Origin of the sequence: uncultured Solobacterium sp. (genome assembly GCF_963550625.1) — a bacterium.
GTDB lineage: Bacteria > Bacillota_I > Bacilli_A > Erysipelotrichales > Erysipelotrichaceae > Bulleidia.
This window is the reverse complement of the sequence record NZ_CAUVCV010000003.1, coordinates 1-12,880: the sequence shown is the minus strand read 5'-3', so window position 1 is coordinate 12,880 and position 12,880 is coordinate 1. Positions and strand designations below refer to the sequence as shown.

The 12,880-nt window shown below is 37.3% G+C and carries 11 protein-coding genes; 3 read left to right on the top strand and 8 right to left on the bottom strand.

From position 1 onward, the window contains the following. Positions 1-6: 6 nt before the first annotated feature. The 5 genes from RYK16_RS02805 to RYK16_RS02785 all read right to left on the bottom strand — a co-directional run bounded on the left by RYK16_RS02805 (position 7) and on the right by RYK16_RS02785 (position 6,066). Positions 7-1,143 (bottom strand): glycerate kinase, encoded by a 1,137-nt coding sequence (locus RYK16_RS02805; protein ID WP_314850629.1) that lies wholly within the window; start codon positions 1,141-1,143, stop codon positions 7-9. A gap of 91 nt (positions 1,144-1,234) precedes the next feature. Continuing rightward, positions 1,235-2,482: an ABC transporter permease gene (locus RYK16_RS02800; protein WP_314850627.1), complete on the bottom strand. Its 1,248-nt coding sequence runs from the start codon at positions 2,480-2,482 to the stop codon at positions 1,235-1,237. Further along, positions 2,482-4,245 (bottom strand): biotin/lipoyl-binding protein, encoded by a 1,764-nt coding sequence (locus tag RYK16_RS02795; RefSeq protein WP_314850625.1) that lies wholly within the window; start codon positions 4,243-4,245, stop codon positions 2,482-2,484. The genes RYK16_RS02800 and RYK16_RS02795 overlap by 1 nt, the downstream gene beginning before the upstream one ends. Next, positions 4,238-4,912 carry an ABC transporter ATP-binding protein gene (locus RYK16_RS02790; RefSeq protein ID WP_294207359.1) on the bottom strand — a complete coding sequence of 225 codons (675 nt, stop codon included), beginning with the start codon at positions 4,910-4,912 and terminating at the stop codon, positions 4,238-4,240. Before RYK16_RS02790 ends, RYK16_RS02795 begins: the two co-directional genes overlap by 8 nt. Positions 4,913-4,914: 2 nt before the next feature. Further along, entirely contained in the window at positions 4,915-6,066 is a 1,152-nt protein-coding gene (locus tag RYK16_RS02785) for an efflux RND transporter periplasmic adaptor subunit (protein ID WP_314850624.1), read from the bottom strand. Positions 6,067-6,221: 155 nt separating this feature from the next. Here RYK16_RS02785 and RYK16_RS02780 point away from each other — a divergent pair, with 155 nt between their 5' ends. Together RYK16_RS02780 and RYK16_RS02775 are read left to right on the top strand one after the other, a co-directional pair. After that, entirely contained in the window at positions 6,222-8,219 is a 1,998-nt protein-coding gene (locus RYK16_RS02780; protein WP_314850623.1) for an LTA synthase family protein, read from the top strand. 18 nt (positions 8,220-8,237) lie between these two features. Continuing rightward, complete coding sequence (locus RYK16_RS02775) at positions 8,238-9,188, top strand: restriction endonuclease (protein ID WP_314850622.1); 951 nt, start codon at positions 8,238-8,240, stop codon at positions 9,186-9,188. Here RYK16_RS02775 and RYK16_RS02770 read toward each other — a convergent pair. Together RYK16_RS02770 and RYK16_RS02765 are read right to left on the bottom strand one after the other, a co-directional pair. Next, a complete protein-coding gene (locus tag RYK16_RS02770; RefSeq protein WP_314850620.1) occupies positions 9,185-9,880 on the bottom strand; it encodes a CpXC domain-containing protein in 696 nt (231 codons plus the stop codon). The genes RYK16_RS02775 and RYK16_RS02770 overlap by 4 nt on opposite strands. Positions 9,881-9,897: 17 nt before the next feature. Beyond that, positions 9,898-10,845, bottom strand: coding sequence for a carbohydrate kinase (locus tag RYK16_RS02765; RefSeq protein WP_314850619.1), 948 nt, complete (start codon positions 10,843-10,845; stop codon positions 9,898-9,900). Between the two features lie 139 nt (positions 10,846-10,984). Between RYK16_RS02765 and RYK16_RS02760 the strand changes: the two genes are divergently transcribed. Beyond that, complete coding sequence (locus RYK16_RS02760) at positions 10,985-11,830, top strand: IS30 family transposase (RefSeq protein ID WP_314850617.1); 846 nt, start codon at positions 10,985-10,987, stop codon at positions 11,828-11,830. Positions 11,831-12,221: 391 nt separating this feature from the next. Here RYK16_RS02760 and RYK16_RS02755 read toward each other — a convergent pair whose 3' ends face one another. After that, positions 12,222-12,800 (bottom strand): MptD family putative ECF transporter S component, encoded by a 579-nt coding sequence (locus tag RYK16_RS02755; protein WP_314850615.1) that lies wholly within the window; start codon positions 12,798-12,800, stop codon positions 12,222-12,224. Between the last annotated feature and the right edge of the window lie 80 nt (positions 12,801-12,880).

Sequence of the window (12,880 nt, the reverse complement as noted above, 5' to 3'; positions counted from 1 at the left end):
TTTCAACTAAGAAATATTTCCATTTTTGATATCTTCAAACATGCGAATAGCCGTCTTCATAAAGTTATCATTCGCATTAGCTAGAATTTGTTTTTCACATAGTTCCTTATCTGTTGTGGCATAGAACTTTGTAATACCGTGTTCATATAACGCTTCATAGCCATCACCAAGACAACCACAGATTGCGATAACTGGGATATTTCTTTCTTTGCAACGTCTACCAATGCCATATAGTACTTTACCATGCAGTGTTTGTGCATCTGCTCTTCCTTCGCCACTAATAACATAATCAACGCCATCTAACATCTGATCAAAGTTCATTAAATCCATGACAACTTCAATTCCAGACTTCATTTCTCCTAATAGGAATAATGAGAAGGCTGCGCCCATTCCACCTGCTGCACCAGAGCCAGGGATATCATTTACATCTTTTCCAAATGTTTTAAGTAAAACTTGACGGTAGTTTTCCATACCCTTTTCAAGTTCTGCTTGTATCTCAGCTGTAGCACCTTTTTGTTTTCCATAGCACATCGTCGCACCATTTGGGCCACATAAAGGATTATCTACATCACACATAATCGTAAACTTAGCTTCCTGTACCAGTGGATGCATGCATGAAGTATCGATTGTGACGATATCTTTTAAACTATCACCAATTCCTTTTACTTCTTTTCCATCTTTATCTAAGAAGTGCACGCCAAGTGCCTGCATCGCACCAATACCACCATCATTTGTAGATGTACCACCAATCGCAATTTTAATGTCACGGATTCCATCCTCAAGAATATGAGCAATTAGTTCACCAACACCATAGGATGATGTATAGCGAGGGTCTCTTTGTTCTACTGGTACAAGTGGTAATCCTACAACTTCCGCCACTTCTAAGATTGCTTCTTTTTGATTCACTAAGCCAAACTTTGCTTCTCTTCGTTTCATGTATGGCCCATGTGTTGGTACATACATAATTGAACCACGCAGATTACGAGTAACAGTTTCCACTGTACCTTCTCCACCATCTGCCATTGTTACATCGATATATTCCACACTTCCAAGCACGCGATGTGTCGCATGTCTTAACAAGCGATTAATACTGATAGCACTCATCGTACCTTTAAATGAATCGGGGGCAAATAAAAATTTCATATATCCTCCTGCTGTCGACATTTTTATAATGATATCATTCTCAAACATTTTTCGCATTAAAAAAGTGATTGATGATTATCTCATCAACCACTTACTCACGACGTAATGCATCGATTGGATTTAAGTTTGCGGCCTTGTATGATGGTAGGATACCAAATACAATGCCAATTAACATTGAGAATAATACCGCAAAGATAGAAGCTTCTACGCTAATCGCAATCGGTGTTCCATTTAACTTCGATATCAAGAATGCAAGTATGACACCTGAGATAACTCCAATCACACCACCTGTCGATGTTAGAACGACTGCTTCGGTTAAGAATTGAATCAGAATCGATTTCTTTGGTGCTCCAATCGCCTTCTTCAAACCAATTTCACGCGTTCTTTCGGTTACGCTTACTAACATGATATTCATAACACCAATACCACCAACGAGTAAGGAAATACCCGCAATCCACAACAACATTGTATTTGTTGCTTGCGATAACTGTTGGATTTGCTTGGCTTGTTTCATCAAGTCTTCTGACTTATAACTAGTTTCGTTATTGCCAGTTGCTGTAGCGTTCAAAATCTCTTCAGCTTGCTTACCGATTGTAGTCATTGAGTTTGTATCTGTAGCACGTAAGATTACATTTTCTGGCTCATCATATTGATATAATAATGGCCACACTGATGTAGGTACATATACTTTTCCAGAAGTATCCTGGTTATATGTATAGTAATCATTCATGTTTTTAATCGTTGGTTCAAACTCTACCGCTGGTGAAACTACACCAACAACCACAAATGGTTCCTTTTGAATTTCTACAGTTTTTCCAATTGGATTTTCTCCTTGGAATAACTGCTCTGCAGAAACCTTATCCAATAAACAAACCTTACGATTCTTATCGATATCATTTGCAGAGAAAGCTCTACCACGACTTACAACCAAGCCATTTGTCTGTAAATATGTATCATCAATACCGTATACATATCCACCTGTTAAGGAGTTTGTCAGATGGAATACACCATCATATACCTGACGACGATGATAGAGTGATACATTCACTACACCAGGAATATTCTTTAAATCATCTTTTTGAGAAGCAGAAATTTCTCTGTATTTACCAGGGATGCCCTGTCCAAAGTCATATTCCCAGTCACCTTGTGTCATACGTACATTGACTGTATTAACACCTGAGCCGATGAGGTTAGTTTGAATCTGTTCATTGGTACCTTTGATTGTGGAAACGATAGCGATAATTGCCGCAATACCGATAATAATACCTAGCATTGTTAGAATCGAACGCATCTTATGTGATAGGATTCCACGAATTGATAATCTAATATTCTCGCCCATTAGTAGCCTCCTAACATTGCATTATCATCCATACCAATCTGTGTACGAGTTCCTTCTATCGCACCATCACCATATGGGAAGGCAATATAATCTGTATCTGAAAGGCCAGACAATACTTCAGTCGACATATTGAAATATACCTTACCAGTCTTGATATATGTCTTAACAAGCTTACCATCCACATCCTTCATAACATACTTTTGTCCGTGTTCATCACGGATGAAAGCGTTGCTGAGATAGATAGAAGATGTGTCTGTATTCTCTTGTTGAAGTGATAAGGAGAGATAAGAACCTTGTTTCAAATCATCACCCTTTTCAATATATGCAGTAAAACCATACATTGAAACATTTGGATTACCACCATAGAAACCTTCCCCAGAATTTGTTGGGAAGTTATCAATATGTGTTACGACTGCTTCATAGATAGATCCTGTTTCATAACTTGTTACAGATACTTTTGTTCCCTTTTGAATTGTTGCTAATAATAGCTCAGAGATAGAACCCTTTACTTCTGTACCAGTTCCACCTGCAACAGTTAAGAATGGTGTTCCATCTGTAGGGACATTGTTCATATCCTTTAGACCTTTGATAACACCACTACGTTTTGCGTAAACAACACCATCTGCTAATTGTGTCTGTAGTTCAGATAGTTCAAGTTGTTTACGACGAACATCAATATCATACTCACGCACTTCAGATTCCTTGGCATGAATTGCACGTACAAGTTCAGAAGCTGTCATTCCCTCTGGTTCAATTTCAGGTTCAGGTTGTTGTGGTTCGATAAGATTCTTATGAATCACACGTGTCTGAATATCAAGTTTTGCCATATCATCTGTGACAGTACCTAAGATTGACTTTAACTTATCTACAGATACCAACCAAGAATCTTCAAGACCCTTCGTCTTATCATCCTCTGAATAAACATCTATAGAAACGTAGAATGTCTTTCCATCTGTTTCTGCTTTCTGGATGAGTTCCTTAATAAACTTACCAGAAAGGAAGCCATCATGTTTAATCGCAAAGTGATATGGATTTGCCTTTGTACCCTTTGCATATGTGTTTACAGCAGGAACTGCTGGCGTTGGCGTAGGAGTAGGAGCAGGTGTTGGGGTAGGAGCTGGTGTTGGTGTTGGGGTAGGAGTTGGTGTGGCTGTTGGATCTGGAGTTGGTGTTGGTGTTGGAGTCGGAGTCGGTGTTGGAGTCGCTGGAGCTGTTAGCTCATCAAGATCCTTTGTAAACTCTGTGTCCTCATCCGTTAACGCATTCAGATAGTTCCATACTTTATTTTCTTCTACCTGTGTTACTGCTTCTGTATCCACTTTATATTCTGGCTCTGGTGCAGGAGTCGATGTTGGCGCTACTCTTCTTTCCACCGGCCTTGTATTCTGTAGTTGCTGTAATTCTTTTCTGGATTGTTCTAAACGAAGCTGTGTCGTAGAAATTTCAAGCTTCTTTAGTTCTACAGTATAGTTCAAGCTTGTAATATCATACGCCAGCAATTTATCACCAACAGATACTGCTTGTCCTTCGGTAACATATACCGCAGTGATAATTTGAGATACAGATGGTGTAACAGTCTGTGTAGCTGGATCAGATACCAAACCACTCATCTGTGATTCCATCGGATTACCACCCATATTCATTGCACTGACTTGCACTACATCCACCTTGCGGGATGCCTTACGGAATTGAAGGATTCCAAAGTATCCAAGTACTAAGGCCGCAACAATAGAAACACTAATAATAACTCGTTTTTTATTCATGCGTGCCCTCCTGTATCATGCCATCAATGATATGAATGACACGCTTTGCCTTGCTTGCGACATGCGCATCGTGCGTAATCATAACAATTGTGACACCTTCTTTATTCAGTTCTTCAAATAGTTCCATAACCTGTTTACCAGATTTTTGGTCTAGTGCACCAGTTGGCTCATCCGCCAAGAGAATACGTGGATGATTAATGAGTGCACGTGCAATCGCTACACGTTGTTTTTGACCACCAGATAATTGATTTGGCTTGAAGTTTACACGTTCACCCAAACCAACCTTTGTCAGTGCTTCCACTGCTGCTTTTTCACGTTCAGCCTTTGGAACACCCGCATATACAAGGGGTAAGGCAACGTTTTCAATCGCTGTTTCACCTGGTAAAAGTTCAAATGTCTGAAATACGAAACCAATTTTCTTTAAACGTACTTCTGATAATTCATTCTCAGAAATACGTGAAATATCTGCGCCATCTAATTCATAGGTTCCTTCTGTACAACGATCTAAACAACCAATGATATTCATTAAGGTTGTTTTCCCTGAACCAGAAGGACCCATAATTGCGACATACTCACCTTCCGCAACCTGTATAGAAACATTCTTCAATACAGGCACTTCAATGGTGCCGCCATAACTTTTATAGATTCCTTGTAAGTTCAATAACATACTTATTCTCCACTTCCTACTGTAGAGATTGATTCTGTCTTCATACCTTCTTTGTAGTCTTCCATTGGCCATGCAATACTATCAGATTCAGATACACCAGATTTAATTTCATACTGGTATAAGTTCTGATCCAATTCACCAACTTCTACTTCACGCTTCTCTAAGCGATGATTCTGATTGGCAACCCAAAGATATGCTTTCTCGCCTTCCATTACAACATAAGATGCGTCTAACCAAATACCATCTTTCTTTACAGCAGTGCCATTATTTTTTTCTAGATAAACATGCTGACCTAACATTAAGCCGTCAGAAGAATCTAATGAAATATAGAATGGATACGTGCTTGCCTTTTCAGAACTACTAGAACCACCCATGCTGTACATATCATTTTGTTTTGCGTTTGGTTCTGTCTTAATTTCTGTAATCTTACCAGTCCAGAACTTTGTTTCATCAGTTCTGGAACGTACAATCATTTCTTGTCCAAGTGAAATAGATGTAATGGATGTTTCATCAATTGTACCCTTGACTCTAAATTCACCAGACTGAGAAATTTCAATAAAGGCTGCTGTGTTACCTTGTGCATCAGTACCACTTTCATTAATTGCCTTTACGATACCATTTGTATTGGCAAGAACATCTGCGCTAGCAATCTCTTTTTGTTTGGCAGCGAGTTCCAATTGTTTTTGTTGGATAGACAACTGTGCAGCACGAATTTCATTTTCAAAAATAGAGATTTGTTCTATGTTTGTCCCATCATTTCGTGCATCTGAGATAGCCTTATTTTTATCTGTAATTGTTCCATTTAAAGATTCAATCTCTAAATTAATAGAACTGATTTGTTTTTGTGCTTCCGATACATCATAGCGGAAAAGAACCGTTGTAGGAATTACCTGATCACCAACAGACACAAATACTTGTTCAATCTTCTTTTCTTGGTTTTTATTCACCTTTACACTCTGCTGGGATTCAACCACACCAGAATAACGATCATTTCCACCACCAGAAAAGCCCATGATATTACTAATGGTATCTACATAGGCAACTGTTCCTCCACTAGAACCTCCTAGATTCTTTTGGAAAAAGGTGAATATTGTAGCGACAATCACCACAACCGCAACAAGTACCGCAATCAAAATCTTCTTATTTTTTAACATACAATTCTCCTGTATCTTCTATAACAGTTTATATCTAGCAAAATGATAACTTTTCTTTGATATAACTAGACTCTTTAACAATATTCTACCATCTTGCAAGTTTAGTATATATAACAAAAGTGACAATTCCGTTACAATCCAACTATAATATTCTTATGAATAAATTAAGACGACGCATTCCACTTGTGATTACAGCTATTTTACTTATCACAAATATCTATTTTTATCAGGATTATCACAAATTAGATCAAACAAATACCATGTTTTTGATTGCAATCATCGTATCAATTTTATCTATTATGCTGAAGTGGTTACCACATAAGCCAAAGATAGATAAATTTATCAAAGTGATTACAATCTTACTTGTTCCATTGCTCATTGAAATGGCAGTCGAACTTTGTAATAACAATCTTCTTTCCGATATCGAAGGTATCGGTAATGTATTTGTAAACTACGGTATTATTCTTCTGATTGCGATGATATTCTACATACTATTTGCAAGCATGAAAATCTCTTTTGCGATTACCACAGTTATTCTATGTATTTTTGGAATCGCGAACATGTATGTAAAACAGTTTAAAGGCATCCCCCTATTACCATGGGATATAAGCGTGATTAAAACAGCAGCCGGTGTCGCATCCAACTATCAACTAACATTCAATGTTCAGATACTCTTTACACTAACTGTTATCAATATCATCTTTGCGCTATTATTCTGGCTACCAAAAGCAAAGAAGACAAAACAGCGAATGCTTTATCGTACAACTTGTCTATTCCTGTCTGCCGCAATTCTAATCACTTTCTATGGTACCGATTTCTTCCAAGTAACGCTCGGCGCAACACCTGACTTCTTCAATCAAGCAAGAGGCTACGAAAACTATGGTGCGATTGCGGAGTTCTTCGTAAATACACGCTATTTGTCACTAAAAAAACCACATGGATATGATGTGGAGACTCTTGAAACACAATTAAAAGAGAACACAAATTCAACACAAACCATCACAGAAACAGCACTAGGACAACGTCCAAATGCGACGGTAGAACATCCAAATATCATTACGATTATGAATGAAGCGTTCTCCGATTTACAGGTGATTGGAAAGTTTGAAACCGATAAAGAGTATCTTTCCTTTGAAAATAGTATGAAGGATGATAAAAATACCATTCAAGGAAATGTATATGTTTCTACAATCGGAACAGGTACTAGTAATACAGAATATGAATTCTTAACCGGTAACTCTATGGCCTTTTTACCAATCGGTTCAAATGCCTATACGCTTTATGAAAAACATACCCAACCAGGTTTTGCGATGACATTATCTGACCAAAACTACAGTACAACCGCCTTCCACCCTTACTATAAGGAAAACTGGAATCGAGTAAATACCTATCAATACATGAACTTTAATCGATATATAGGTATAGAGGATATTACAAATTATCAGAAGCTACGAAACTACATTTCAGATGAATGGGATTTCCAACATATTATTGATTTATACGAGCAACGTGATACAGCAAAACCATTCTTCATGTTTAATGTGACGATGCAAAATCATTCCCCATACAATACAGGATTACTACGCGATGTTCATATCACTTCTATGAAGGGTGACTATCCACAAACAGAGGAATATCTCAGTGTTATTCGTCGCAGCGATATGGCTTTAGAACAACTTGTAAATTACTTCAAGAATGTTTCTGAGCCAACGATTATCCTCATGTATGGAGACCACCAGCCATTTATTGAAGATGAATTCTATGAAGAACTTTATGGCAAAACACTCCACGAACTAAGCGATGCGGAAAACCAGCGTAGATATATCACCCATTTCTTCATGTGGGCTAACTATGATATTCCAAGTGGTACAATCCCTTATATCAGCGCAAACTATCTCAGCACCTTACTTGCGGAAAACGCAAATGTTAAGCTAACGCCATATCAAAACTTCCAACAGAATATATATCAGGATGTACCTGTTGTATCAGCACTAGGTTGTATTGATAAAGATGGTAACTACTTTGTATTTGGGGATGAAAATGAATATTCCAGTAGACTTCAAACTTATGCACAACTTGCCTATAACAACCTCATTGAAGAAGAAAAACGGAAAAATGAATTATTCACTCTTCTTCCTACAAATTCAAAATAAGTACTGTATAATGTCCTTATGAACGGAATTCAATACGAACGCAGTTGTGCAAAATACCTATCCTCACTGGGATATAAGAATATAACTATTACCAAGGCAAGTGGTGATCAAGGCATTGATATCATCGCTACCAAAGGCAGCTTGAAATATGGTTTTCAGTGTAAGTACTACAGTGGAACCGTTGGTAACGATGCAGTTCAGCAGGCCTTCTCTGGCATCGCTTATTACAAGCTGGACAAAGCAGTTGTGATTACAAATAGCGACTTCTCCTCTGGTGCTCGTAAGTTAGCGGAAGAGGTAGACGTCCTATTATGGGACCATGTTGACCCGATGGAAGAAGATAGCCGATATACACTTTATCAAGTGATGGCAATTCTATTCTTTGGTTGGTCTATTATTCAGCTCTATCAAATCTTCTATAGTACTGAGCCAACCAAAGACTATCAGTTTATTTCATATAGTCTATTGTTTATCTCATCCTTTTTACAGGCAATTCCACATCATGCAAGAATCGCAACAAGTATCGCACTCGTACTCTCTTCCATTCATGCATATATGTATTCTTTACAGAAGACATTCTCACTTCTTACATTAGACTATTACCAGATTGCGTTATTTATCTTTATTCTCATTACTTTTATTCGATTGGTTTACTACATTAAAAAATATTCTATACGAAGACAAGCCAATAAACGCAATCAGTTACGTCAAGATATTCAACAGACACGTTATACAATTGCACAGAATATGGCAGAGATACTAGCAAATGAATTTGACTGTAATGTAAAAGTAATCGATACAAAAGTACAAGATAACAATCTCATTATTACTTTACAAACAAATCGTACACAGACAAATCAATTATCTGCTGTAGAAGAAAAACTAAATCATATCCAAGAGAATGCTCAGTTTGAACTACGTGCTACGGCACTACACATGATTGAACTAACGATCAAAGCCAGTCACTAAGACTGGCTTTGTTTTTCTTTCACTTTTCTAAGGAAATCACTAACCCAATACTGATCAATTTCAACCGATTCATCATCAGCTAGATATGGTTTATAGTGTTCTTCTAATGTTTGATATAGCTCTTTGGTAAAAGAAACTTCTCCTACAATGCCTTCCCCTGATTGAATTAGGAATGTATACTCATCACCACTCGTATTGAAATACATATGATCAATCTCTAAACCCTGTGATTGGATTTTTGCTAAATCCCCTGTTACATACTTACCAATTTCAATAATACGATCATCTAGACCCAGTAGTGAAATCAGTGCTTTTTCCTGCATGTCAGATTGACTGGACACAATTCTCTTCGTGCATGTTTCAATCCATTTATTGAGCGCTTCATCTAACTTGTCACGATGATAGCGTCGATTGAACATCAAATTCATTTCTTCATAGTCCTTCTGATTATCTGGATATCCAATCAATAGATTCTTACTACTATCATGATACATGCATGTATATAACATGTTTTGTTCCGTATGGCATTTCGAGCAGCTATGACGGAATAACTTACCACGTAGTAGGTTTGTTTCTGCAGTTGGATCTAAAGCTGTATCAATGAGTGATTTGATTTTAACCTTTTCTTTCTTCCCACAGGAATGACAAGTAATCTCTGCTTCATAGGTATTCATATCTGCTCTTTTAAACATGGTATTCTCCTAAACTGTTATTTCTGTAATTCCTCTAATGTTGGGGCTGCATTCATCGCACCTTTCTTTGTAGTCACGATCGCGGCAGCGTGGTTGGCAAAGCATAATCCCTCTTTCATCATTTCTGGTGAAATATGATCTGGCTTTTGTTTGTGATGATCTAAGTAGTATAGTAATGCGCCTACGAAAGTATCTCCTGCACCGGTTGTATCAACAGGATCGACCTTACGTGCATCCGCATGGCTATGACAATGCTTTAAGTACGCATCACTACCCTCTGGGCCATACGTAACGATTACATGTTCTACTCCATATTGTTTGACTACTTCGATAGCTTCTTTAACGCTTGTCTTACCTGTAATAAATTCGACTTCATCATCTGCCATTTTTACGATATTTGCATACTTCATAAAGGATAGCACTGTCTGTCTGCACTCTTCTAAATCATCCCAAAGATCTTTTCTAATATTTGGGTCAAACAAGATTGTCGCATTCACCGCTTTAGCCTTTTGTAATAAGTACTCTGTTGCATACTTTACAGGATACTCTACTAAGTCAACAGAGCCAAAACTGATATAGTCTTCACTTGTAAATACTACCTCTTCAACATCACTCTTATCTAAGAGTAAATCTGCGCTTGGATTACGATAGAAACTAAAATCACGTTGACCATCCTCTGCAAGACTAACAAAGGCTAAGGCTGTCTTTGCCTTCTTTGTTGTCTTTAAATATCTTGTATTAACACCATAATTTTGAATAGTATCTTTTAAGAAATGTCCAAATGAGTCATCTCCAACCATTCCAATAAAATAAGATTCAGCCCCAAGTTTCGCAGCTGCTACAGCCACATTGGCAGGTGCTCCACCAGGTCTTTTCTGAAAGGCATCCACTGCACTTAGATTTGCGGCTGTCTGTACTGGAATAAAGTCAATTAAAGCTTCCCCGATTGTATAGATTTTTCCCATATATTTTCTCCAACTTTACATACTGATTTTACCCTTTTTAATCATACTAGTGCAATCATTCCTGTATATTTTTCTTCTCTCAATTATTTTTGAAAGTTCCTCTTTTGATTTTATTATTTGTGAAGGTTCCCTTTTTAATATGATGTCTTTAGAGATGGTGCTGGCATTTCAAAATAATATTCCTAAAAAGCAATCCATCGATACGATCATCCATACTAACGACCTAAATATATCTACCTCTACTGCATACAGATACATTCGTGATCACCAGATTCCAGGAATCGCAAACATCGACCTAAAACGTCAGGTACGCTACACACAGCGCAGTTCTTCAAGGCATCATCCTGTATCAATCGACTATGACTTCCTCGAAGGTCGCAAATACGAGGACTTCCTAGCAGCACTAGAAACAGCAGGACCGGATGTAAACGTATGGGAAATGGATACGATCATCGGGAAGAAAGAGAGTAATGAGAAGTGTGTACTGACCCTGTTACACAGACGTTCCAATCTTCAATTATATTTTCTCTTACGTAACAAGAACATGTTTGAGGTAACGTATCTATTCGATACCATCAAAACTTTTTTGGGTATCAAACTATTCAGAGAAATGTTCACTATGATACTCACCGATAATGGCACTGAGTTCCATGACCCACTATCGCTTGAGACAGATCCCGAAACGGGAGAAAAACTCATCAGCATCTATTTCGCAAGACCTAGGCGCTCTGATGACAAAGGCAAATGTAAAAAGAACCATGAACACTTCAGAGAGAAGATCCCAAAAGGATTCAGTATGAACAGACTTACAAAACACGACATCAATTTCGTATCAAATCAGGTAAACAATTATGTACGTAGGAAGTTAAATTACCAATCACCCTACATCATTGCCAAGCTAGTACTAAACGAAAAGGTGTTAGAACTAAACCGCCTACATTCCATTCCACCCAAGGCAGTTAATCTAACACCTATCCTTCATTAGCATCAGGCCTTAACAGCACCGTCTCCTTATATCCAAAGGGAGCTTTCAAGAGAAAATTAAAAAATTTTCATTTGAAAGTATACTTTTCGTGCGGTCAAAATGCCCAATATCTATTTAGATTATAGCTTAAAACATATCAATTCAAAACCCACAAAAGGAAAAGCACCCCAATGAAGTGAACCCAATTTTTGTTGTCCAACTTTTGGGGTTCACTTCAAATTAAAGGGCGCTTTCGGTAGAAGGGAGCTTTCACTGAAAATTGAGCCCTATCATTAAAAGCTTCTTTCAGAGAATTTTTTGTTTAGTCTGCTAGCTCATTTAGTAAACATTCTCGCGAGGGTTCTTTTAATGATATAAGGACGATTTATTCACTCTGCAACAGCCCTAAATCTTACTTATTAAAATAGCGGACAAAGACTATTTTCCCAATATGAAGTCCTATAAAACTACAAATAGGAACAAGTAACATACCTATAATAAATGTAGGCAAGGTAACAAGGTTTACTAATCTTAGAACCATATCTATAGGCATTCCTAAAGATTCTATATAGGTTATATAGTAATCTCTTGCAACAAGCATAATAAGATATGTTGAAATATAGAAAACAAATCCAAAACCTATATAACCATACAAAATACTTCTGTGGGTGGAATTTCCATTTTTATCAAAAGTTATAAACTCTGCAAGAACTCCTCCAAGCAGCATGCCAAGAGCAATAAAATAAGGTGAGCCTCCAACAAAAGTTAGAATAGATAGTAGGGTACATTGAATTAAAATGCTATATTTCGCTTTAACTTTCATCCTTAAATAAATCCACACAATACCAACTGGTATTAAAGTTATAGCTGCCGTGAAAGGATATACTCCAGGAATTAATGATACTAAAGAGGAAACTCTTATCAAAATATACAACACTACTGTAAATATTGACAGTTTAATCATTGTTTTAACGTCTAATTTGTTTGTCATATTAATACTTGTATGATAATTTCGTCCTGAGAAGACGAGATATCATACTCTCCTTTCTTGTTTTAATTTAAAAGATTAAA